The 22,583-nt window shown below is 70.1% G+C and carries 20 protein-coding genes and 1 pseudogene; 5 read left to right on the top strand and 16 right to left on the bottom strand.

The window, feature by feature from the left end:
* The 6 genes from cas6e to cas3 are packed head-to-tail and all read right to left on the bottom strand — an operon-like array spanning position 1 to position 7,792.
* A complete protein-coding gene (gene cas6e / locus IPK24_02875; GenBank protein MBK8074515.1) occupies positions 1-678 on the bottom strand; it encodes a type I-E CRISPR-associated protein Cas6/Cse3/CasE in 678 nt (225 codons plus the stop codon).
* Positions 679-1,419 (bottom strand): type I-E CRISPR-associated protein Cas5/CasD, encoded by a 741-nt coding sequence (gene cas5e / locus IPK24_02870; GenBank protein MBK8074514.1) that lies wholly within the window; start codon positions 1,417-1,419, stop codon positions 679-681.
* On the bottom strand, positions 1,416-2,537 hold the full coding sequence (cas7e, locus tag IPK24_02865) for a type I-E CRISPR-associated protein Cas7/Cse4/CasC (protein ID MBK8074513.1): 1,122 nt from the start codon (positions 2,535-2,537) through the stop codon (positions 1,416-1,418). The genes cas5e and cas7e overlap by 4 nt, the downstream gene beginning before the upstream one ends.
* A complete protein-coding gene (gene casB / locus IPK24_02860) occupies positions 2,534-3,208 on the bottom strand; it encodes a type I-E CRISPR-associated protein Cse2/CasB (protein ID MBK8074512.1) in 675 nt (224 codons plus the stop codon). Before casB ends, cas7e begins: the two co-directional genes overlap by 4 nt.
* A complete protein-coding gene (gene casA / locus IPK24_02855) occupies positions 3,205-4,872 on the bottom strand; it encodes a type I-E CRISPR-associated protein Cse1/CasA (protein ID MBK8074511.1) in 1,668 nt (555 codons plus the stop codon). Before casA ends, casB begins: the two co-directional genes overlap by 4 nt.
* On the bottom strand, positions 4,865-7,792 hold the full coding sequence (gene cas3 / locus IPK24_02850) for a CRISPR-associated helicase Cas3' (protein ID MBK8074510.1): 2,928 nt from the start codon (positions 7,790-7,792) through the stop codon (positions 4,865-4,867). The genes casA and cas3 overlap by 8 nt, the downstream gene beginning before the upstream one ends.
* A gap of 319 nt (positions 7,793-8,111) precedes the next feature.
* Here cas3 and IPK24_02845 point away from each other — a divergent pair, with 319 nt between their 5' ends.
* Positions 8,112-8,708, top strand: a complete 597-nt coding sequence (locus IPK24_02845; protein ID MBK8074509.1) for a type IV toxin-antitoxin system AbiEi family antitoxin domain-containing protein — start codon at positions 8,112-8,114, stop codon at positions 8,706-8,708.
* 305 nt (positions 8,709-9,013) lie between these two features.
* On the opposite strand, the gene IPK24_02840 is transcribed toward IPK24_02845, so the two are convergent.
* The 4 genes and pseudogenes from IPK24_02840 to hutH form a co-directional block, all read right to left on the bottom strand.
* Complete coding sequence (locus IPK24_02840) at positions 9,014-9,355, bottom strand: hypothetical protein (protein MBK8074508.1); 342 nt, start codon at positions 9,353-9,355, stop codon at positions 9,014-9,016.
* Positions 9,356-9,618: 263 nt separating this feature from the next.
* The gene (locus IPK24_02835) at positions 9,619-10,869 is read right to left on the bottom strand and encodes an allantoate amidohydrolase (GenBank protein MBK8074507.1); all 1,251 of its coding nucleotides are present in this window, start codon (positions 10,867-10,869) and stop codon (positions 9,619-9,621) included.
* Positions 10,866-12,536: a urocanate hydratase gene (locus IPK24_02830; protein ID MBK8074506.1), complete on the bottom strand. Its 1,671-nt coding sequence runs from the start codon at positions 12,534-12,536 to the stop codon at positions 10,866-10,868. The genes IPK24_02835 and IPK24_02830 overlap by 4 nt, the downstream gene beginning before the upstream one ends.
* A 184-nt stretch (positions 12,537-12,720) precedes the next feature.
* A pseudogene (hutH, locus tag IPK24_02825) lies at positions 12,721-14,332 on the bottom strand (histidine ammonia-lyase).
* A gap of 339 nt (positions 14,333-14,671) precedes the next feature.
* Between hutH and IPK24_02820 the strand changes: the two are divergent.
* Positions 14,672-14,875 (top strand): cold-shock protein, encoded by a 204-nt coding sequence (locus tag IPK24_02820; GenBank protein MBK8074505.1) that lies wholly within the window; start codon positions 14,672-14,674, stop codon positions 14,873-14,875.
* Between the two features lie 54 nt (positions 14,876-14,929).
* Here the strand turns inward: IPK24_02820 and IPK24_02815 are convergent, their stop codons facing one another.
* The 6 genes from IPK24_02815 to IPK24_02790 form a co-directional block, all read right to left on the bottom strand.
* Entirely contained in the window at positions 14,930-15,382 is a 453-nt protein-coding gene (locus IPK24_02815) for a CZB domain-containing protein (GenBank protein ID MBK8074504.1), read from the bottom strand.
* Positions 15,383-15,386: 4 nt separating this feature from the next.
* Positions 15,387-16,178, bottom strand: coding sequence for a hypothetical protein (locus IPK24_02810; GenBank protein ID MBK8074503.1), 792 nt, complete (start codon positions 16,176-16,178; stop codon positions 15,387-15,389).
* 103 nt (positions 16,179-16,281) lie between these two features.
* Positions 16,282-17,211, bottom strand: coding sequence for a sucrase ferredoxin (locus IPK24_02805; protein MBK8074502.1), 930 nt, complete (start codon positions 17,209-17,211; stop codon positions 16,282-16,284).
* The gene (locus IPK24_02800) at positions 17,208-17,621 is read right to left on the bottom strand and encodes a hypothetical protein (GenBank protein MBK8074501.1); all 414 of its coding nucleotides are present in this window, start codon (positions 17,619-17,621) and stop codon (positions 17,208-17,210) included. The genes IPK24_02805 and IPK24_02800 overlap by 4 nt, the downstream gene beginning before the upstream one ends.
* On the bottom strand, positions 17,618-18,334 hold the full coding sequence (locus IPK24_02795; protein ID MBK8074500.1) for a cupin-like domain-containing protein: 717 nt from the start codon (positions 18,332-18,334) through the stop codon (positions 17,618-17,620). Before IPK24_02795 ends, IPK24_02800 begins: the two co-directional genes overlap by 4 nt.
* A 104-nt stretch (positions 18,335-18,438) precedes the next feature.
* Complete coding sequence (locus IPK24_02790; GenBank protein ID MBK8074499.1) at positions 18,439-18,690, bottom strand: hypothetical protein; 252 nt, start codon at positions 18,688-18,690, stop codon at positions 18,439-18,441.
* 104 nt (positions 18,691-18,794) lie between these two features.
* Here IPK24_02790 and IPK24_02785 point away from each other — a divergent pair, with 104 nt between their 5' ends.
* The 3 genes from IPK24_02785 (at position 18,795) to IPK24_02775 (ending at position 22,540) form a co-directional block, all read left to right on the top strand.
* The gene (locus IPK24_02785) at positions 18,795-19,637 is read left to right on the top strand and encodes an IclR family transcriptional regulator (GenBank protein MBK8074498.1); all 843 of its coding nucleotides are present in this window, start codon (positions 18,795-18,797) and stop codon (positions 19,635-19,637) included.
* Positions 19,638-19,800: 163 nt separating this feature from the next.
* Positions 19,801-19,983 (top strand): hypothetical protein, encoded by a 183-nt coding sequence (locus IPK24_02780; GenBank protein ID MBK8074497.1) that lies wholly within the window; start codon positions 19,801-19,803, stop codon positions 19,981-19,983.
* Between the two features lie 286 nt (positions 19,984-20,269).
* Positions 20,270-22,540, top strand: coding sequence for an ATP-binding domain-containing protein (locus IPK24_02775; protein MBK8074496.1), 2,271 nt, complete (start codon positions 20,270-20,272; stop codon positions 22,538-22,540).
* Positions 22,541-22,583 lie beyond the last annotated feature (43 nt).

Genomic DNA, 22,583 nt, shown 5'->3' with positions numbered 1-22,583 from the left:
TCACGGCGAGGGGCGGGCGAGCGTCATCAGCCCACACCCGTACGCCTTGGCATGGCCCATCCCTGCGATGAGCGAAGCCCGCATCACCTCCGCGTCGACAATCCGCAATGTGCCCTCGAACACCGCGGTGCTCAGGGTCACCCTGCCCTCACCCCGGCGAAACGTCCGGACAGCGCGATCCCGCACCAGCACCGCCCGCTGAGAATCTTCGCCATCGGCCCATCCCGTAGCCTCTGGGATATCGAAACCCCATGTACCACAACGTGTCAGCAGCCATGCATGCTGCTGCTGCGCAGTGATGTGACCGAACCGCTGGGTCTCAGCTGAGGCGGTCCGGCGACCCGAGTGCACCGGATTGGCGGCGAGCCGGAAGGCCCAGGTCTGCCCGGCACGAAGGCCGCCCAGAAAGCCATCGTAGTCGCGACTCTCCCAGCCGGTCGTCGACGGCCATCCGGCCTCTTCAACAAGGTGACTGAAGTCGGGTGCGTGCGGGCTCACGGTGTACAACACGTGGCGATGACTGTCACTGTCGAGCCGCCACAGCACGCGCCCGCCGCCCGTCGCTTCACCCGTGGACGGGAAGGCGTACCGCACGGCCGCATGCAGCGCCTGCGGCGAACCGAGCAGTTGCCTCGCCCCACGACGCGCAGGGTTGATCTCACATCGGCTGAGGAACACCTAGGCCTCCAAGGCGTCGAACGGATCATGGCCGCCGATCGCATCGGTCACACGCTCCGGTTCGGCGTGCCGGGCGCCGTCCGGATTGCTGATCAAGGTTCGGTACCGGACGACGCGCCGCACGCCATAATCACGGCGTACCGGGTCGAACGACTGCGGGACGTCGCGTACCAGCGCCGGGACCACGTCACCCCGGGTGTCGTCGACTGGATCGGCATCCGCGACGATGTCCACCGGCACCTCGGCCCTGCCGTCCTTGCGCCGGATCCGTCGAGCAGCACGCCACGGCATGGTCTCCAGCACCGTACGCAGTGGCTTGTCGTGCACCTCGGCACGGATCGGCCCAGCCGGCGGGCATGCCCGCCGGCCCAAGTAGAGCGGAAACATTGGACGACGCAGCGCGCCGTCCAATGTCGCCACCAGACTTGCCTCGCCCTCGAGGCCGGCCAGGAACACGGCATCCCCCAGGTAGTACCGCTCGGAGATCGGCGCGGAGGCGCCGTCCGCGCGATGGGCGGTCTGAAAGTCGCGAACCAGGGCACCAGCCTGATCAATGCGGACCCCGAACCGCAGGCCCAACAAGTCCTCGATCGGATCGGTGCGTCTGCGACCCATGGCGGCGGCCAGCAGCCCGATCACCCCGCTCTTGCTCGGATGGTCTTGCGTGGCGCGCACGGGGAACCGGCTGGCGACTCCCCACGATTGCAGCGGTGCCGCCAAGGTGAGCAGCAGTGTGGTCATCGGACGGCGCCGAGCCGCTCACGCACCGCCTGCGTGATCCCGTCGACCAACTGATCGCGCGAGACGCGCTCACCTCCAGCCTCGACGGGCCGCGCCTTGTCGCCGATCCCGAACACCCACGAGGACTCGGGCGTCCCGTAGGCGTCATGGATGTCCTTCGCCTGCGTGACGAGCGCATCGACCGAGGCGCTCAACTGACCCGCCGAGCCTGACGCCGTCACCGGTTCCTCGAAAGCGCCCACGAATGAGATCGGCTGGTCGCCGCGAACGGTGACCAGCACCGCGTCCGGCACAGTGTTGTTCGCGAAGGTGTTCTGCTTGCCGGTCGGCATGCTGACCAGGAACGCGCGCACGAACTCTGCCGCTGCCCGCGCGGTCGCCTCGGTGTCACCCATGTTGCGCTGCAATTGATCGACGTCGAGACAGGCGTAGCGATACAGGGTCGAGGAATTGAACTCGACCGTTCCCATCATCCCGGCGCCGGCGTCCTCGTCGGCGCCATGCTTACGGTCGTCGACGGCCGTGAAGAAGTCGAACTCGTTGCTGACGGCGTGGGTGCTGATCGCGTGGGCGACCTGAGCGGCGGCGTCGACATTGAGGTCGGCGACGTCGGCCACCATGCGGCCGAACAGAGCGACGTCGATCGAGTTGGCCTCACCAAACTTGGCCCGCACCGCGGCTTTGGCCAGCGGTTGCCCCGACCGGGCGGACTCGACGGCCAGCGCAGCGAGCGCACGTACCTGAGCAGCGCTCAGGAAGATCAAATAGCCCGACTCCTCGACAGTGCGTTCCTTCTGCCGCGGGGCACTGACCTTGATACCCGCGGTGGTGATGATCTGCTTCGCCAGTTCGATGGACTGCTCAGCCAGGTCCGAGGACTGGCGGGTAATCTCCTCACCGATCAGTTCGAGCACGCGCTTGGTACGCACCCCGAGGCCGTCACGATCGAGGGTGGTCTCGAAGGCTGTGCGAGTGGCCTTCTTCCACGCCTGGCTCGACACCCGGGCACGGCGAACGCCACCGTAGACGGCTGTCTTGGGGCTGCCGGTGTCGTCCCGATTGACGTTGCTGGGAGGCAGCGTCTGCAGCACGTGGACGTCGATGATGGTGCGGGTCACGAGAGCTCCTCGGGGTCGGTCGTGTCGGGGGTTTCGGTGGTGTCGCCGTCGGCTTCCTGATCGGCGCCGGGCAGGTGGAGGCGGTGGTAGTCACGCCCCCAGCGGATCCGCACACCTGCCACCCGATGAGGACGCTGGAGGCTCACCAGATCCTGCGCGAGCCGCGCGTAGTCGAGTGGCACGTCCGCGGCGCGGAACTGCTGAACCAGCCCACGCAGGTGATAGGTGAGTTCCTCATACGATTCTGCGGTCAGCAGGGCATCGAACCGCAGCCGAAGACTGCCCTCACGCTCCGGATCGGCGCCGGCGTTGTGCGAGCGCAGCAGCCGCCGCATGGCATGGCCGATCGATATGCCATCCACGAACATAGGCGTCCGCTTGGCTTGTTGGTGCAGCGCGTAGAGGGTGCAGACGGTGTGCGCGGCCCGCTCGGTGGCCGATGGCACATCGGTACGCCCAGGCCGGGGCACGCCGTCCAGGGTCAGATCCCAGATGGCGGCCGACTCCCCCGGGGCACCGGTCACAGCATGCCGCAGCTGGGCCAACCGAGAGTCGACCGACCCGTTACGCTTGGGTGAGAGGTATTGCCTTTGAAGAGGTTTCAGCCGTGACCTGATGAACTGAGCCAGCTCATCAGCGGTGCCCTGAGTACGTTCATGGGTGTCGGTCATGCCGATACCTCCCTATCGTGGTACGCCGCGGGGAGCACCTCGCGGAGCTTGCGCTGGAACCACTTGTCGGCCAAGCCCGCGTCGAGCCGGTGGCCGCGCACCGCGCGGCCGGTCCAGGCGCCTGGCCCGGCCTCGCCGAGCCACTCCCGTCCGAGTCGCTGGACGACGTCGCGTACCTCGCTCTGCCAGCGATGCTCGGCATCGAGCAGACTCGGTTCGGCACCAAGCGAGAGCAGCCAGGCGCGGAACGGGGCGTCCAGAGCGTGATAGACCGCCGTCCGAGCCTGGTCACGAGGACCTTCGGATTCGTCGGATCCGGCCCCGGCAGCGCGGGCGAGGTTCTGCCGAAACGACGCCGCAGCGGCTGCGGCCTCGTCAGCTCGACTCAGAGCACGTACCGCACCGTCGGCCAACTCCCGACGGGTGGGATCCAGCAGGACAAGGGGCAATCGCAACCGATCATCGATCAGCTCGTCGACGACGGAGTTGTTGCTGCCGTAGACGATTCCCACCGCATGCACAGTGACGAGGCCGTACCCCCGGTGGCCGACGAGGCGATCCACCGCGCCGAGCCAGCCCATCAATGCCGGTGCCAGCCGTGCCGCCGGCTGCCCCAACGACGTCGCGCCCGTGTGGGCGAGCAACGCCTCGAGTCCGCGCCAGAACTGACGCTCCACGCGATGCTCGAGCGGCATGTACGTGACCTGACCGTGCTTCTTGGTCTGCGGCTCGCTGTACCGCCAAGCCGACATCGGCTCGCGGGTGTGCTGGTTCTGCGGCAGCACCTTGTCGCCATTGGCCAACACCAGACCGGCGACACCACCCCGATCACCGTCCAACCTGACCCGCCGGGTCTGCCAGGTGTACAGATCGATCGGGCCACGCGCCTGCCGGCCGCCGACGGTCTCCTCGGTGGCGGTGAGTTGAGGGCGTTCCCACGGCGGGACGTCGTCCGGCCCTGAACTGATGGTCAGCTCGGCGGTTCGCGGGTCGCCCCAGGCGATCAGGTTGAGCAGCAGGGTGTCGCGCAGGGTGCGACCCTCCAGGTGCACCCCGCCGATCTGCCCGGACCACCCCGGCCCGATCGGATACCCCTTGCCCCCCTTCACCCGGCTGTCGCCGACCGCGCCCGAGCGGATGCCGGAGGCGTCGAAGGCGTGCACGTGCACCAGCCAGCGTGCCGCCTCGGCCGCCGTGATCCGTTCGATGCCCGGGCCGGTACGAGTGGTGAAGAACGGCAGCCCGTTCGGCACGTCCGCGATCAACTTATCGAGGTCGGACGTCTCGTTCTTGGCCGTGTGGAGGTCGGCCACCTGGAAGAACGGGGTGTCGGGGTGGAACAGATCGAACCTGTCGCGGTGGACATCGAGGTATCCGATGGCCGCTTCGGCCACGTCGGGCCACTGTTCCCACAGGTCCGCCCATTCGCTGATGCTCGCCGGGCCCGCACCGCCGTCATCGCGACGCAAGGTGCGATGCAAGACCGCGAGCACCAGCCGCAGGAGCGCGAAGCCCTGCGTGGGTAGCTCGCCGACGATGCCGACGTATCCGTCGGCGTGACGGAGCAGGTCAGCCAGCGAAACCTCGTTCACCGTGCCATCCCCTGCCAGCACGGGGATCCAGGGCTCGTCGATCAGGTCGAACGAGCGGTCGGGGTCAATCACCGCGGTGTACCTCCAGTCCGTCGCTGCCGTCGTAAGAGATGTCGAGACCCGCCAGCCGGGTGGGTGCTCCTTCGTCGAGCACCATCACCAGTTGCCCGCGCAAGGTCGGGTCGCGCTGCCACGGTTCGAAGTAGTTCTGTTCCAGCTCGGTGATGAGCTGGACGCCGCGCTCACCCTTGGTGGCCCACGCCGGCACCCGCACCGCACAGCCGGCGAGCGTCCGGGACAAAGGGCGACCAGGATCCAGCGGTGCCTCTTCATTCGCGTGCCGAAAGCCGCCATCCGGTAGGCGGAGCACGCCGTCCTCACCTCGGCGCAGCAGGATCACCTCGAGGCTGTCGTCACCGTCGCGCACCTGCGCCCGGCCTCGGGCGTCGTCGTCCGCTTCGCCGACCGACCCGTTCAACCATCCGGCAAGTGAGGCACCGGGTGAACGCACCTCACCCAATCTGAACGTCTCGGCACGGCCGAGCCGCTCTGCGTCGCGTCGTCGCTGGCCATGGGCTGCGTCCTCGAGGTCGCGCTGCCAGCTCGCTGGGCCGATCGGCTGCTCGCCGTATACGTCCTCGACCAACCGCGGGATGTCGTCGGGAAGCTGCCAGGCGCCCCCGCACTCGGACGCCTCGAGCACCAGCGCCGCGCTGCGGTAGAGCAGGTGCCGCCCATAGACACGCATCGAGCCGGCCACCGGCTTCGGCGGCCCGGAACTCTCCGATCCGGCGCGCCAGTCCTCCACCCCTGTCACCATGCAGACCGCCTCACGCAACGGTTCCGGCCGCCGGCTCTGGCCCTCACCCCGTTGGTGCCGGTGCACCCGGCCGATCCGCTGCAGCATCAGGTCGATCGGGGCCAGATCGGTGACCAGCAGGTCGAAGTCGATGTCGAGAGACTGCTCGACGACCTGCGTGCCGACCACGATGGCCTTCTCCGGCCGACGACACGAGGTGTCGTCCGGCGGTCCGAACAGCTCACGCAACAGAGCGTCATTGCGGGCACGGTGGTGACCGATGAACCGCGCGTGCACAAGGTGAACCCGGGTATCGGGAAAGGCCTCGCGCAGGGCACGTGCCGTGAGCTGGGCGCGGTCGACAGTGTTGCGGACGACGAGCACGCACCCGCCCTCGCGCAGCCGGTCGTGCAGCTCGGCGACCAGGCTGTCGAGGTCGTCGTCCAATGTCTGGATACGTACGTGACCCGACCGGCCGGACGCCGCCACCGGCTGATGATGCCAGGCATCGTCGACCGGAAAGGTGAGTACCGGGTAGGGCAGGCTACTCGGGATGGACTGCACGACAACGGTGTCGGCCGCTGACGTGGCAACAGGCGCAGCCACGCGATCGCGCCAGCCTCGCGTCGGCAGGGGAGCCTGATGGGAGTCGACGCCGCACTGGTATGCCTCGCACAGCTCACGCCGACGGGCTGTCGGAAATGTCGCCGACAGCAGGATCACCGGAACTCGGTACGCACCAAGCCATTCCAATGCTCGCCGCAGATACACGCTCATGTAGACGTCGTAGGCGTGCACCTCGTCGATAATCACCACTTTGCGCGCCACACCGAGGTGACGTAGCGCGAGGTGTCGGGCTTTCAGCGCAGTGAACAGCAGTTGGTCGATGGTGGCTACCTCGAAGTCGGCCAAGCAGCCCTTCTTGCGGCCCCGAGTCCAGGAGTCGACGTAGGCCTGCACACAGGTTTCGTGCGCAGGACCACCCCCGGGCGCCGCGTCATCGGATTCGTCGATGCCGACCGATGCCGGGCGGCCGGCGCGGAACAGAGCCAAGAAGTCAGGGTTGAGCCAGGCCTTGCCGTGGCCGAGGTGCAGGGAATGTGCGCCCAGCCCGGCATCCGGCACTCGCTCCAGCCATGAGGTGACGCGGGCGAACATCGCGTCAGAGGTCGCCTGAGTCGGCAGTGCCACCATCACACCGCTGCAACCGCTGCGCTCAGCGAGCACCTCGGCGGCGAGCAGAGCTGCCTCGGTCTTGCCCTCACCCATCGCCGCTTCGATCACCAGCAGTCCGGGTAGGCGCATGCGCTGGGCCGCGGCGACCGCCTCGTGCTGAACCGGCCGAGCTGCGGCATCGATGACGAACCGCTGGCGCAGGAGGGCATTGGCATCACCCGCACTCCTGCGGGGTTTCCAGGCTGCCGGCAGGGCCAGCCGATCATGGGCCTGGCTCACTCGCACCGGCGTCGGGACGGTGATCGCGGTCTGATCGAGCCCGATCAACGGGAAGAACTCGGCATTGCTGGCCACCCAGTCGGCCATGATGACCAGCCCGCTGAGGATCACCTGGGCCGGTTGGCTGATCTGGACGTCGCGCCAGGCGGTCCAGAGGTCCGTCGTTTCGGTGCGGTGGGCAGCACCGTCGATCAGCTCGCGTTGGGCGGCCTGCCAAGCAGGGCCGCCGAGCAACTCGCGGCGCCGGCTCGCCGCGATGATCTCGGTGGTGGCGGGAGGGAACCCGTGGTGGCCGCCGATGACCGTGCTGACCTGGGTGGTGTCGGTAGAACTCCAGCCCTGCTCGATGAGCCAGGCATCGAGCGCGATCTGGCCTGCGGGGCCGTGCCGGACCTCGCGCGAGATGGCGGGCGGCCATTGTGCGGGAACGCGGAGTCCGAACTGCGCCATCGTCGTGAGCAACTCGGGGTGGCTCTTGCGGGCCTGGATGGCGAAGGCGGGGGTGCACTTACCGACATCGTGCACTCCAGCCAGGAACGCCGCGACGGAGCGTCCGTGATCGATCGAGCCGAATGGTTCGGCGACGAGAGCGCGCAAATGGGGGGTGAGCCAGTGATCCCACAGGTACGCGGCCGTGGCCTCGGAGTCGACCAGGTGCTGCGCGACCGGTAGCCATCGTGGCTCGTTGACCTGCCGATCGAAGTCGGTCTTCCCCCAGACCGAATGCAGAACATCCATGCGCCCCTCCCCCAGGTTGTTCGATCTTGTCACTTCTACCGTGCGCCACCGACAATCACGGCGTGTCAGCGTGCAATGGCCACGCCAAGGGCGACGATCAGGCACGCCCTCGGAGCAGACCCGACCGGCGAGGGCACTGATTCCTGTCGCATGCTGGCAGCTCCGGCGATGCAGACGCCATTCTCGACAAGAGGCGTGCTCAGCTAGTGACAGTTCCGTACCGTAATAGGTACGTTAACGCCCATGAACGCCTATGTTGATCTGCCAGAACCGTACTCCTTATGGTACTGTTCTGCCTCACCGAGCGAGGCGTGTGACCATGACTTACCGGCAGCAGCTCCGAGAGCTTGCCAACGAGAGCTACGGATACATCACGACCCGAGACGCGGCTGACCTCGACATCCCCGCGGTCGAGCTTCGCAAGCTCGCCGCCCGCGGCGCCCTCCAACATGTCAGCCGCGGGGTCTACCGGTTCACCGACGCCCGCCGCACCCACCGCGACGCCTACGCCGAGGCCGTCATCAGAACCGGGGAAGACGCCTACCTCACCGCCGACGCCGTCCTGGGTCTACTCGGCCTGGCCATGGTCGAGCCCCAACGGATCAAGGTCGCAACCCCCCGACGAACCCGACCGAAAGATCCCGGTTTTGTCGAGATCGTCCAGCGCCAACTGCCGCCCGAGCACATCACCACCTACCGAGGGATCCGCGCCACCACTGTCGGCCAAGCCATCCTCGACAGCCAGGGCACCGTCATGACCGAACGCCTCCTCGACGCCCTCACCGAGGCCCGTCACGCCGGACTCATCGACCCGCGCGAGGCAGCCCGCATTCGACGTCACCTCACGGCAACCACCAGGAAGACCCAGCCCAGCTTGACTGGGGCTGCTCCAACCAAGACAAGGACCAGGACATGAAGGCGCCGGACACTCCGCCCCGCCACGTCGCCGCCCTGCGCAAGCGCATCGAGAACCTCGCAGCAGGCGACCAAGCACGTGCCAACATCGTTCTGCGCACAATCGCCACTGTCGCTGTCGGGCAGCTACTCCCACCGTCCGCGGTCAAGGGCGGCACCGCCATGAAACTACGCCGAGGCATCGATGGATCACGGTTCAGCACCGACCTCGACGTCGCACGTCGAGCAGGACTGGAGGACTTCCTCAGCGATTACGATCAATCCCTGCGCAGCGGCTGGGCCGGCTTCACCGGCGAGATCCGACCCTCACGTCAGATCGCTCGGCCCGCTGGCGTGCCATCCGATTACGTCATGACCACGCGAGAGATCAAGGTCTCCTACAACGGGCGGGACCTGATGACGATCACCCTCGAAATCGGGCACGACGAACTCGATGACACCCTCGATCCACCCACAGCGCTCGCCGGCGACATCCCGCCCCTGTTCACCGCGATCGGCCTCCCGACGCCCGACCCGATCCCTGTCGTCGCGCACGACCACCAGATCGCCCAGAAGCTTCACGCCCTCAGCCAGGCGCGCAGCGAGCGTGCCCACGACCTCGTGGACCTCCAGCTCCTCGAGCCTAGTTGCGAGCTGACCGATGCCCATGTTGCGCGAACCTGCTCACGCCTGTTTGCATTCCGCAGGCGACACGCCTGGCCCCCGGTCGTCGAAGCAGGACCTGACTGGCCCGGCACCTACGCCGCCGCGGCGAAGGATCTCCCCGTCGTCCCCGATCTCGACGACGCCCTTCGCTGGGTGAACGCCTACATCCGACGGCTCAGCCCCCCCCCCCCCACAACAGCGGCGGGGCGCAGTAGGGACGCCGTCGAGGCGGGTGGAGAAGCGCGAGCAGCCCGCGACGCGCGATCTCACCGCGAGGTGGGGCTGGGAGACAGCAGGCGGGTGAGTACGGCAGTCAACGCTGCTGCCCCGGTCTCGCAGTCGTCCGGCTCGGCATGTTCGTCGGGCGCGTGTGAGACGCCGGTCGGGTTGCGCACGAAGAGCATGGACGACGGCACGCCGGCCTGGGCGAGCACGCCGGCATCGTGGCCGGCGCCGGTGGGCAGGATGGGGACCGGACCGGTGCCGAGCTCGACCCCGATGGCTTCGGCGAGCTCACGAGCGAGATCCCCGGGGAACTCGGTCGCGCCCGTCCACGACTCCTGCACTGCTCCCTGACCGATGGCCGCCTCGACGTCGGCCAGGGTGGCCCGCACCTGTTCCTCGGTGTCGGCCCGCAGGTCGAGCCAGGCGCGCACCGACGACGGGATGGCGTTGACGGCGTTGGGCCGGACGTCGACCTTGCCCACCGTGGCGAGAGCACCGTGCTCGGCTGCCGCGGCGCGGGCCACCTGGACCACCGTGGCCAGGGCGAGCATGGGATCGTCACGATCGGCCAGCAGGGTGGTCCCGGCGTGATCGGCCCTGCCCATCAGGTCGAGCCGGAATCGGCCGTGCGGCCGGATCCGGCTGGCCACCCCGATCGCGGCGTCCAGCTCAGGGGTGGCCAGGGCACGCCCCTGCTCGACGTGCAGTTCCACGAAGTGGCCCATCCGGCGCAGGGTTTCGTCGTCCCGGCCGAGGTGATCCGGCGTGATCCCGGCGGCCCGCGCTGCCTCGCCATAGCTGGTTCCGCCGGCATCCTGAAGCGCCAGCACGGCCGCCGGTTCGCTGGTTCCGGTGAGCAGCCGGCTGCCCGAACAGGCCAGACCGAACCGGGCTCCCTCCTCGTCGACGAAGCGGACGACGCCGAGCGGCCTGTTCCGCCCGGCCGTGACGTCGTCCAGAGTTCCGTTGTCACGCAAGGCTCTCACCGCGACCAATGCGGCGGCGACACCCAGCGGACCGTCCATCGGGCCGCCGTCCGGCACCGAGTCGAGGTGGCTGCCGGTGACCACACCGGATGTTCCGGAGGCCAGTGCCGTATCCGGGTCTCCCCACCAGGCCCACTGGTTGCCGCACCGGTCGACGGTCACGTCGCCGCCGAGACCCGTTGCCGCCGAGGCGAACCACTCACCCAGTACGGCGTCGTCCGCGGTGAACGCGAACCGTCGATAGCCGCCACTGTCGCGATGCCGACCCACCTCGGCGATCTCGGCGAGCAGGCCGGTGACGCTCACGACGTGCCCTCGTTCATCGGTACCCGCACCCCACGCTCGGCCGCGACCTCGACCGCCTCCGGGTAGCCGGCATCGACGTGCCGGATCACACCCATGCCCGGGTCGTTGCTCAGCACACGCGCGAGTTTGGCTGCCGCGAGCGGGGTTCCGTCGGCGACGCTGACCTGCCCGGCATGGATCGAGCGCCCGATGCCGACCCCACCGCCGTGGTGGATCGACACCCATGTCGCCCCGGACGACGCCGCGACCAGGCCGTTGAGCAACGGCCAGTCGGCGATGGCGTCCGACCCGTCGAGCATCGACTCGGTCTCGCGATAGGGACTGGCCACCGACCCACAGTCGAGGTGGTCGCGTCCGATCACGATCGGGGCACTGACCTCCCCCGAGGCGACCAACTCGTTGAACCGCAGCCCGGCCTGGTCACGCTCGCCGTAGCCGAGCCAGCAGATCCGCGCCGGCAGACCCTGGAAGGCCACCTTCTCGGACGCCGCGCGCATCCACCGCTGCAGATGATCGTTGTCGGGGAACAGGTCACACACCGCTCGGTCGGTGACCGCGATGTCCTTCGGGTCCCCCGACAGGGCCGCCCAGCGGAACGGTCCCTTGCCCTCACAGAACAACGGCCGGATGTAGGCGGGCACGAAGCCGGGGAAGGCGAAGGCGCGGGTGTAGCCACCCAGGCGGGCCTCGTCGCGGATCGAGTTGCCGTAGTCGAACACCTCGGCGCCGGCGTCCATGAAATCGACCATCGCCTCGACGTGCTTGGCCATCGACGCACGCGCCCGGTCGGTGAACTCCTCGGGCTTCTTGGCGGCGTAGTCGTGCCAGTCGCCCAGATCGATGCCCTCGGGCAGGTAGGACAGCGGGTCGTGGGCGCTGGTCTGGTCGGTGACGATGTCGACCTCGACCCCCCGGCGCAACAGCTCGGGTAACACGGTGGCGCAGTTGCCGACCAGCCCGACCGACAGCGCCCGACGCTCGGCCTTGGCGGCGAGTACCCGGCGCAGCGCGTCGTCCAGGTTGTCGGCCAGCTCGTCCAGGTAGCGGGTCTCGACCCGGCGCTGTAGCCGGCGCCCGTCGACGTCGATCACCAGGCAGACCCCGGCGTTCAGCGTGACGGCCAGCGGCTGGGCGCCACCCATGCCACCGCACCCGCCGGTCACCGTGAGGGTTCCGGCCAGGGTGCCGCCGAACCGCTTGGCTGCCACGGCCGCGAAGGTCTCGTAGGTGCCCTGCAGGATGCCCTGGGTGCCGATGTAGATCCACGATCCGGCGGTCATCTGGCCGTACATGGTCAGCCCGAGCTGCTCCAGCCGGCGGAACTCGGGCCAGGTCGCCCAGTCTCCCACCAGGTTCGAGTTGGCGATCAGCACCCGCGGCGCCCACTCGTGGGTACGCATCACCCCGACCGGACGACCGGACTGCACGAGCAGCGTCTCGTCGTCCGCCAAGGTGGTCAGGGTACGCACGATGGCGTCGAAACTGGCCCAGTCACGGGCCGCCTTTCCGGTGCCGCCGTAGACGACCAGGTCGTCGGGGCGCTCGGCGACGTCCGGGTCGAGGTTGTTCATGAGCATGCGCAGCGGCGCCTCGGTCTGCCACGACCGAGCGGTCAGGCTGGTTCCTCGCGGGGCGCGAACCTCACGGGGACCGGAAGTGATGGTCATCGAAACCTCCAGTTGAGTGACGCAGCGTTGCTGGTTCGGGTGGTCGGAGCGCCATCACGCTCGTCCCGGACGAGCGCGATGTCACGTTGCGCTCACTGGACGAGTGCAACGTGACATTGCGCTCGGGGGGGGCGGCGGCGGGGCGGGGGGGGGGGGGGGGGCGGGGGGGGGGGAACGGGGGGGGTCAGGCGAGGGTGCCGGTTGTGGCCTCGGCGGCGGCCACGACCTGGCCTGAGCGGACGAGATCCGTTGCCAGGGCGATGTCGGGGGCCAGGTGGTGGTCGGGGCCGGGGCCGGTGATGCCGGCGGCGCGGACGGCATCCCGGACGGCGGCGGTGGCGGGCGCGGGGGCCAGCGGGGCGCGCAGGTCGAGCGCGCGGGTGCCGGCGAGCAGTTCGACGGCCAGGACGGCGGCCAGCGCGTCGACCGCACGGCGCAGCTTGCGGGCGGCGTGCCAACCCATCGAGACGTGGTCCTCCTGCATCGCCGAGGACGGGATCGAGTCCACGCTGGCGGGCACCGCCAGCCGCTTCATCTCGCTGACCAGCCCGGCGGCGGTGTACTGGGCGATCACGAGGCCCCGAGTCGACGCCGGCGTCGTCGGCCAGGAACGGTGGCAGGCCGTGGTTGCGGGCCTTGTCGAGGAACCTGTCGGTGCGCCGCTCACTGATGCTCGCGACGTCCGCTGCCGCGATCGCCAGGAAGTCGAGCACGTAGCCGACCGGGGCGCCGTGGAAGTTGCCGTTGCTCTCGACCCGGCCGTCGAGGGTGACCACCGGGTTGTCGATCGCCGACGAGATCTCCAGCGCTGCCACGGCTTCCGCGTGGGTGACGGTGTCGCGTGCCGCCCCGTGCACCTGAGGCGAGCAGCGCAGCGAGTAGGCGTCCTGCACCCGGGTGCAGTCCGGGGTGCGATGCGAATCCATGATCGCGGACGACGCCAGCAGCGCCCGGAGGTTGGCGGCACTCGCGCCCTGACCCGGGTGGGGCCGCAAGGCCATCAGGTCGGCAGCGAACGGCCGGTCGGTGCCGAGTTGCGCCTCGATGGATATGGCTGCGGCGATGTCGGCCGTGCGCAACAGCATCCGCAGGTCGGTCAGGGCCAACACCAGCATGCCCAACATGCCGTCGGTGCCGTTGATCAGAGCCAGCCCCTCCTTGGCGGCCAGGGTCAACGGGATCAGACCGGCGGCCGCCAGGGCCTCGCCGGCGGGCCGGCGCACCCCGTCCCCATCGCGTACCCACCCCTCACCGCAGGCGGCCAACGCCACGGCCGAGAGCGGGGCCAGGTCGCCGGAACAGCCCAGCGAGCCGTACTCGTGCACGTCGGGGGTGATGCCGGCATTGAGCATGCCCGCGTAGGTCTGCACCACCTCGGGTCGTACCCCGGTGCGGCCACTGGCCAGGGTGCGCAATCGCAGCAGCATGAGCGCGCGCACCACCTCGGGCTCGACCAACTCGCCGGCGCCGGCCGCGTGGGAGCGGATCAGCGATCGCTGCAGTCGTTCACGGTCGGCCGGGGCGATGTGCCGGGTGGCCAGCGCCCCGAAGCCGGTCGAGACGCCGTAGACCGGCGCTTCGGAGGCCGCCAGCGCCTCGATCGCGGCCCGCGAGGCGGCGACGGCGTCCATCGCCTCGACTGCCGGCCGCACCCGCGCCCCGTGGCGCGCGACGGCCACGACGTCGGCCGGGGCCAACGGCCGCAGCCCGACCTCGATCACGGGCCCCGGCGCGGGGTCCGGGGCGGCCACGGGCTCCTGCTCGACCACGGACTCGATCGGGGGGAGGTGTGTCATGCCCCCAGGTCACCACTGCAGCGACCTCGATCGACACCCCCGAACAGCCGAAGCTGTCTGGTATCTCAGACACATTCAGGGCTCGACGACGAGTCCGCCACGAGGTGCGAAAAGGGGGCACAAGGGGTTGGTCACAACTGGCCCACGTGTTAACGTCGTCACGGTTGCACAAGCAGATCCCCGTACGTTCACGAACGCCCACGGAGCACGTGTCCGCGGGCGTTTATTGCAGATGGCCCCTCCACTGTGAGGTCCGGAGGCTGGGACGGCGAGACATGGGCAGCCCGGGGCCCGGTATCCCGCCGCGCCCCGCCTACCCTCCGAACAAGGAGACATGCAGTGGCACAGGGCACTGTGAAGTGGTTCAACGGCGAAAAGGGCTACGGGTTCATCACCCCCGACGGCGACGCCAGCGACGTGTTCGTTCACTTCTCGGCCATCCAGGCCGACGGTTACCGGACGCTGGAAGAGAACCAGCGCGTGGAGTTCGACGTCCAGCAGGGCCAGAAGGGTCCGCAGGCCGCGAACGTTCGCGCCATCTGAGCATCTGCTCGCACCACTGCAGGCCTCACCCTCGGGTGGGGCCTGCAGTGCGTTTCACCCCTCGACGACGGCCAGCCAGTCCATCAGGGCGTCCATCAGCAACGGCGCCACCCCGCTGTATCCGTCACCGTCGCGCATCAGGTGCACGGCACTGTCGATGTCGCGGCGCGACACGGCACCGAGCACCTCGGCGGCACAGCGGTGGAACGTGGCGTGCAGTTCGGTCACGGCCCGCGTCCGACCCGGGTCGAGGGCAGCCGCCGCACCGGAGTGCAGCCACTGCCCGAAGGCACAGGCGTCGTCCCGGCCGGCAGCGGCCAGATCGACGCCGTCCGGGACCGTCCGGGTCGAGATGGCCTTGTTCAGCCGGTGCTTCCAGGCCGCGTGACCCTTGACGGCAGCCCGCAGTGGGTGGGTCTCGAACTGCGCCGCCAGACGCTCCACGTCGGAGCGCTGCCGAGCCTCGGTGGCCTTCAACCGCTTGATCCACAGCTGAGCCCGGTCCATCGCCTCACGCGCCGAGCGGGCGGCGTCCGCGGTCTCGGTGACCGATTCGTTGAGCTCGCCGACAGCCCCGGCGACCGAGGTCGCGGATCGGGTGATCTCCGAGATCACCGCGCTCTGCTCCTCGACCGCGGCCGCAATGGTCTGCTGCAGGGCCAGTACCCGCTTCGAGCACCTCGTCGATCCGGGTGACCGATTCACGCACCTGATTGCTGTCGTCGACCAACTGCGCCAACTGACCGGCGATCACGGTGGTCGCCTGGCTGGTCTGCGCCGCGAGGTTCTTGACCTCCTCGGCCACCACGGCGAAGCCGCGTCCGGCCGATCCGGCACGCGCCGCCTCGATGGTGGCGTTCAGGGCCAGCAGCCGGGTCTGGTCCGAGATGCCGTTGACGGTCTTGACCACCTGGTCGATCGAGGCGCTGGAGGTGGCCAACCGCTCGACCGAGGCGACGACGTCGCGGACGACGTTGCCGGCCTCCTGGGCGACACCGGTCGCCTCGGAGGCCGAGGAGGACACCTCCGTCATGGACGCCGACATCTGTTCGGCCGCCGAGGCCACCGTGTTCGCCTCGGCCGCCACCTGCCCGGTCGCCGCACTGGCCGCGGTCGCCGACCCCTCCGAGGTCGCCGAGGCGTCGCCGATCTGGGCCAGCGAGTCGGCGAGGTCCTCGGTGGCGTAACTGATCATCTCGGTGTTGCCCAGCACACGTCGTAACGCGCTCTGGTCGATGCCCGGTCTCGGGGCACCCGAGTCCGGCGCCCCGCGGTCCGATCCCTGCAGCAGCCGATTGAGCATGGTGTGGCCGGCCCTCTCCCGTTCCCGGAGCGGCCCGATGGCGCTCCATGCGGATGATCGGACGCGAACGATGCCGTCTTGAGTCCGTGACCGGCCGCCCGGCTCACCCGAGGGCCGAGTACGACTCCGGGTCGAACAACCGCACGCGACCCGGGGACGCCGCAGCGCAGGTCAACCGCTCGGGGTCCGACCAGCGGTCGCGCAACACCACCCGATGGGTCGGCTGCGGCGAGGCCACCGCGAGGTCGACCGACCAGCGGTGTTCCTCCACCTGCCGTACCTCGACCACCCGCACCACGTCGCGGCTGTCGATACCCAGCCGGTCCATGACCTGGAACACGGCGGCCTGCTCCACCGGGGGTCGACCGAACCGACCGCGGTGGTGTGCCAGATCGATCCGCCCGGCGCGGAAGCTGGTGAGAACGCGCGCGGCATCGTCCGGGTCGAGCCCGCCGAACAGGTCACCGGTGGGCAACACGAGCATGTTGGCCGCGAAACGCTCACCCCCGAGATGGGAGGTCTCCCAGACGTCGGCGTCGCCCCGCTCGGCCAAGCGCGCCGCGACGGGTCGGCCGTCCAGCGCGCAGCACAGATCGTGACGACCGTGCGTGCAGACCAGCACGACGTCCTGCGGACCCTCGGCGATCACCGGTGCGGCGAGGTCGACCTCGAGCAGGTGATGCGGCTCGTGCCAGGTCCGCCAACCCACCGCCTCGTGCCCGGGTCGCAGGTCGGCCAGTGCCACCGCGGCTCCGAGCACGCCCGGCGCACCGGTGGGGTGCGCGGCCTCGGGAACGGCGTGGCGCCCCGGACGCCGGATCAGTTGGACCCGCACCCCGGCCGCCGCCGCCCGGTCGGCCAGCCGCCCGGAGTGATAGCGATCGAGCCGGCTGTCGCGCAGGGCATCGTGGCCCCACGGCCCGTTGAGTTCGATCAGCATCAGACGCTGCGCAGGACCGGCCGTGGCGGGCAGCGGGTCACGCCGGGCGCGGGCGGCCACCGCGCAGCGGGTCGGGGACGGTGCGGCGCTCACGCGCGGTCCTGCCCGGCCAGCAGCACGGCGGCCTGCACCCACGCTGCGGCAAGTTCGGGCCCCAACTCCCCCGCCGTCACCGTGGCGCCGTCGAGCAACCGGAGCACCACCGACGCGACGTCCGCGGGGACCGAATGATCACCATCGGCGGTTCGCAGCACCGTCCCGCCGTCCGGCGTGGCCGCCAGCCGCGCGGTGAGGTTGCGCCGCAGTCGCAGCGGTGTCGCGTCGTCCAGGACGTCGAGCAGCCGGGTCTGTGCCAACGGCGCCACCGGCTCGGGCCGGGTGCTGGCGCGCGCCGTCATCGCCAATCGGTCGGCGGCCAGCGAGGCGTCGACGCCGTCGAGGGCTGCGATGAGTCGCGGCATCAGACCGGCGAGTTCGGCACCGATCACCGCTGGATCGGTCACGTCGACCCCAGCGGCAACGGGGCGCGCAGTTCCTCGACCTCGGCGAGTTGACGGACGATCTGCTCGACCAGGTGCGCCCGGTTCCAGACGTGCACGCCGACGGTCAGATGGGCGCTGGTCTCACCGAGCGCCTGCGCGGCGTGCAGGAAGCCGGCCGGCAGGTACAGCACGTCGCCCGGCTGCAGGACGACGTCCAGCAGCGGCTCGGCGTCCGGGGCACTCGTGGCCGCTTCGACCTCGGCTCGACGATCGGTCCACGGCTGGTCGCGCAGCGGATGGACGTGGACGGGCGGGTGGATGAGCCATCGCTTCTGCCCGGCGGTCTGCATCACGAAGACGTCGTGGACGTCGTAGTGATGGGCGAAGCCCTGCGCCTGGCGCGGCGTCACATAGGCGTTGACCTGCACCGGGTGCCCCAGGTCGAGCGCCAACTGCTGGGCGAACTCGATCACCGGGGGGTGCACCCGGTGCAGGCCCTGCAACACCAGGGTGTGGCCTGCTGCGTACAACCGAGCGAGGGCAGCGTCGTCGAGCTGGTCGGCCACGCCGGCTCCGACACCCCCGCCGCGCGTGAACCGGGCGTCGGGCAGGGTGCGACCGGCCTTGGCCACCCGCAGGAACGGAGCGCGCACCCCGCGGATCGACAGCAGCTCGTCGACGTCGGCCAGGGTGAGCAGGTCTACCGCCGACCCGAGCTCGGCGCCTCGGCTCATGCTGGGCCGACGGCCCCAGATCTGCGCGGCGAACTCATCCGGTTCCAGATGAGTGCACCGGCGCAGCGCCGAGGGCCGCCGGGGTGCTACGGGATCAGGGGTGCTCAGTGCGCGCCGCCGTCCGCACCACCGTCGGCGCCCTTGTCGGCACCACCATCGGCACCACCGTCGGCACCCTTGTCGGCACCACCGTCGGCGCCCTTGTCGGCACCACCGTCAGCGCCCTTGTCAGCGCCACCATCGGCACCACCATCGGCACCGCCATCCGCACCACCATCGGCACCGCCATCCGCGCCACCGTCACCAGCTGCGTCGGAGGTCGGGTCGACCACGTCCTCGTTGGTCTCGTCAGTCATGCGGACTCCCAGGCGTCAGAAGGAATGCGTCGCACACAACCTAGGCCAGGCGTCCGCGCCGTGCAGCTCGTGCCGAAGCGGGGCATGACCCAAGATGTCTGTCGATGACCACCGTCCCCGCGGCGCGCCACGCCGTCGCCGTCCTGCGATTGCTGGCCGCCCAGGCCGGCCCGGTACCCGCCGCTGTCATCGCCCGCGACCTGGGCCTGCCCCGATCGTCGGTCTATCAGTTACTCGAGGCCCTCACCGAGCACGCCTTGGTGGTGCACCTGCCCGAGGAACGCCGCTACGGCCTCGGCCCCGGGTCCTTCGAACTGGGCTCGGCCTACTCACGCCAGGCGCCGCTGGCGCGGCTGGCCCGGCCGGTGCTGGCCCGATTGGTCGACCGGCTGCACGAGAGTGCCCATCTGGTGGTGCTGCACGGCCGCGAGGTGTTCTACGTGGTCGAAGAGCGCGCGCCCGGGCGCCCGGTGCTGGTCACCGATGTCGGCGTCCGGCTGCCCGCCCACCTCACCGCCAGCGGCCGCGCCATCCTGGCCGCGCTGCCGGCGGCCCAGGTGCGTGCGTTGTTCCCGGACGCAGCGGCCTTCACCGACCGCACCGGGCTCGGGCCACAGACGGTGCGCCAACTCCGCGCCGTACTCACCGGCGTCCGGGGCCGCGGTTTCGCCATCGAGGACGGCGAGGTCACCCGCGGGTTCGCCTCGGTGGCGGCGGCGGTCACCGATCACACCGGCCACCCGATCGCCGCCGTGGCCCTGACCTATCCCGTCGACCACCACACCGATTCCCTGCCGGCCACCGCTGATGCCGCCGCCACAGCTGCCGACAGGGACGAAGATGCCCGCCCCCGCCCGATGATCGGGCCCGACCGATGGGTCCCGGCGGTTCGCGCCGCGGCAGCCGAGTTGACCCGCCGGGTCGGTGGGACACCGAGCCGGACCTGAGCCGGACCTGAGCCGGACCTGAGCCGGACGTGAGCCGGACCCGAGGTTCACCCGATCGGCGGCTCATCGCCCCGGCCGGTTCTGCCGATACCCGTCCTACAGCGATCCCTCAGCGGATCGAACCGACACGGACGTCGGGTTTCTGCCGGAACGGAGGACGGCGATGAACGTCTCAGGCATCAGCTCGGTGCCGCCAGTGCCGACCCCAACAGCCATTCCACGCGTCGAACAGACCTCGCACACCGAGGCCCATCCGCAGAACCAGGCGGAGACCGACGCCAAGGCCAAGGGCAAGCAGCAGGCGCCGAAGGCTCCAGCCATCGAGGCCCCACCGATCAAACCCTGAGCACCACCGAGATGCGGGTCATGTTGGGCGGCCTGCCGCCCGCGGCCATGCTCGAGGCGGTCAAGCAGCCCACCAAGGGGCATTTCGACGGCTACGCCTGAGCCGAACGGCTCAGGTGTCGCCGCTCCGGGTGGTGGCCCTTCCCACCACCCGGGGTCGGAACAGACAGACCAGCCTCGCGTCCCGCATACTTGTAGGCCGCTGTGCACGGTCGAGCCGCCCTCGACGTGTGCCCCACGGCCGGCGGGGAGGAGGTCTGGTGACCGGCAACGGCCTGCGCCCTGACCTGGCGGGCGAGCTGTCCGCCGAGCAGGTCTATGTCGACCGGCTCTATGCCCACCTCGACCACCTGCGCGCCCGAACCGAGACCTCTCTCGACCAGGTACGCCGCGCCCCCGCGGTGCCCACCCCCGCGGGCCGGGCCGAGCGAGACGCCTTCGACGCGCTGCACACCGAACGGCTGCGCCAACTACGCGCCGTCGAGGATCGACTGGCCTTCGGCCGCCTCGACCTGGTCGAGGGGATCCGCCGCTACATCGGCCGTCTCGGCCTCTCGGACGACGAGCGGCACCAGCTGCTGCTCGACTGGCGGGCGCCCGCGGCGTCCGCCTTCTATCAGGCCACGGCTGCCGCGCCGGACGGCGTGCTGCGCCGGCGTCATCTCGCGCTGCGCGGCCGCACGGTCACCTCGCTGGACGACGAGGTGCTGGACGCCGACGCCCTGGCCGCCGCGATGGCCTCCGGCCGCGATGACCTGGCCACCGTCGCCGGGGAGGGCGCGCTGTTGTCGGCGCTCACCGCCCACCGCACCGGGCGAATGCGGGACATCGTCGAAACCCTTCAGGCGGAACAGGATCGGGTGGTCCGCTCGGAACTGGCCGGTGCCCTCGTGGTGCAGGGGGGGCCGGGCACCGGCAAGACCGCCGTGGCGCTGCACCGCGCCGCCTACCTGCTCTACACCCACCGCGACCGGATTGCCCGCAGTGGCGTCTTGGTGATGGGGCCGACCACCGTGTTCCTGCAGTACATCGAGCAGGTACTGCCCTCACTCGGCGAGACCGGGGTGGTTCTGGTCACCCCCGGGCAGCTGTTCCCGGGGGTCGAGGCCTCGGCCCGCGACCGCGACGACGTGGCGGTGATCAAGGGCGGGCTGCGGATGGCCTCGGTGGTCAAGGCCGCAGTGCGCCGCCGGCAACGGCTGCTCACCGAACCGGTGCGCCTGATGATCGACGGCGACGAGATCGCCCTGCGGCCACGGGTGGTCAGTGAGGCGCGGGCCCGGGCACGCCAATCCGGGCGCCCACACAACGAGGCGCGCACCACATTCGTGCGGATCGTGCTGGACGACCTGGCCGACCAACTCGCCGAGCGGCGGCGGATGCAGGCCCAGGACGACGAACGCGGCGCCCTGCTGGCCGAATTGCGCGACTCGCGAGACGTGCGGCGCGAGGTGAACCTGTGCTGGATGCCGTTGACCGCCAAGGGGTTGATCAGCGATCTGCTCTGCAAGCCGGCCAAGCTCGCCGAGGCCGGCGGCGGGGTGATGAGCCCGGCGCACCAGCAGTTGGTGCTGCGCGAACCCGGCGCTCCCTGGACCATCTCGGACGTCCCGCTGCTCGACGAGGCAGCCGAACTGATCGGCCCGGACATCGAAGCGATGACGGCCGACCGGTCCGCCGCGGCCCGGGCCGCGGCGGAGCGATCCGAGGCCCTGGACTTCGCACGGCGGGTGCTGCGCGAGTCGGGTGAGGCCGCCGCCATGATGACCCCCGAGATGCTGGTCGACCGTTTCGCCGGCTCGGGGCCGGCCCGCTCGGTGGCCGAACGAGCCCGCGACGACCGCACCTGGACCTTCGGCCATGCCGTCGTCGACGAGGCTCAAGAGCTCTCACCCATGCAGTGGCGGGTGCTCGCGCGCCGGGTGCCGAACCGGTCGATGACCATCGTCGGCGACGTCGCCCAGACGGGCTCTGCGGCGGGTACCACCGCGTGGCAGGACGTGCTCGAACCCCTCGCCGGATCACGCTGGCGGGTCGAGGAGCTGACGGTCAACTACCGCACCCCGCGCCGGGTGATGGACCTGGCGACGGCGCTGTTGCGGGCGCACGGCCTCGACGTCACGCCCGCCCGCAGCGCCCGCGAAGGGGATCACGAGCCGGTCGGGGTACGCAGTGACCGCGCGATGGACGCCGTGGCCTCGGCCGTGGCGCGAGCCGCCGGGACCGATGACGCCGCGCTGGCCGGCGGCCGGATCGGGGTCGTGGCCGCCCGCTCGGCGGCGGCCGATCTGACCAAGGCGTTGGCCGACGTCCTGCCTGCCGTGACGGGCCGGGACAGCACGCTGGCCGACCGGGTCGAGGTGTTCGCGGTGGACGACGTCAAGGGCCTGGAGTTCGACGCGGTGATCGTCGTCGACCCGGTGGCGATCGTGGCCGAGTCCACCCGCGGGGTGAACGACCTCTATGTGGCCCTGACCCGGCCCACCCAGCGACTCACCGTCGTCCATCACGGCCGGGTGCCGAAGGGCCTGGACAGGCTCACCCACCCACCTCGGTGATCATGCAATCCGTGCACGTTTCGTGCACGGATTGCATGATCCA

Source organism: Kineosporiaceae bacterium (assembly GCA_016713225.1).
Lineage (GTDB): Bacteria > Actinomycetota > Actinomycetes > Actinomycetales > Kineosporiaceae > JADJPO01.
The sequence above is the reverse complement of the archived record's forward strand: the minus strand, read 5'-3'. Positions and strand labels throughout refer to the sequence as shown.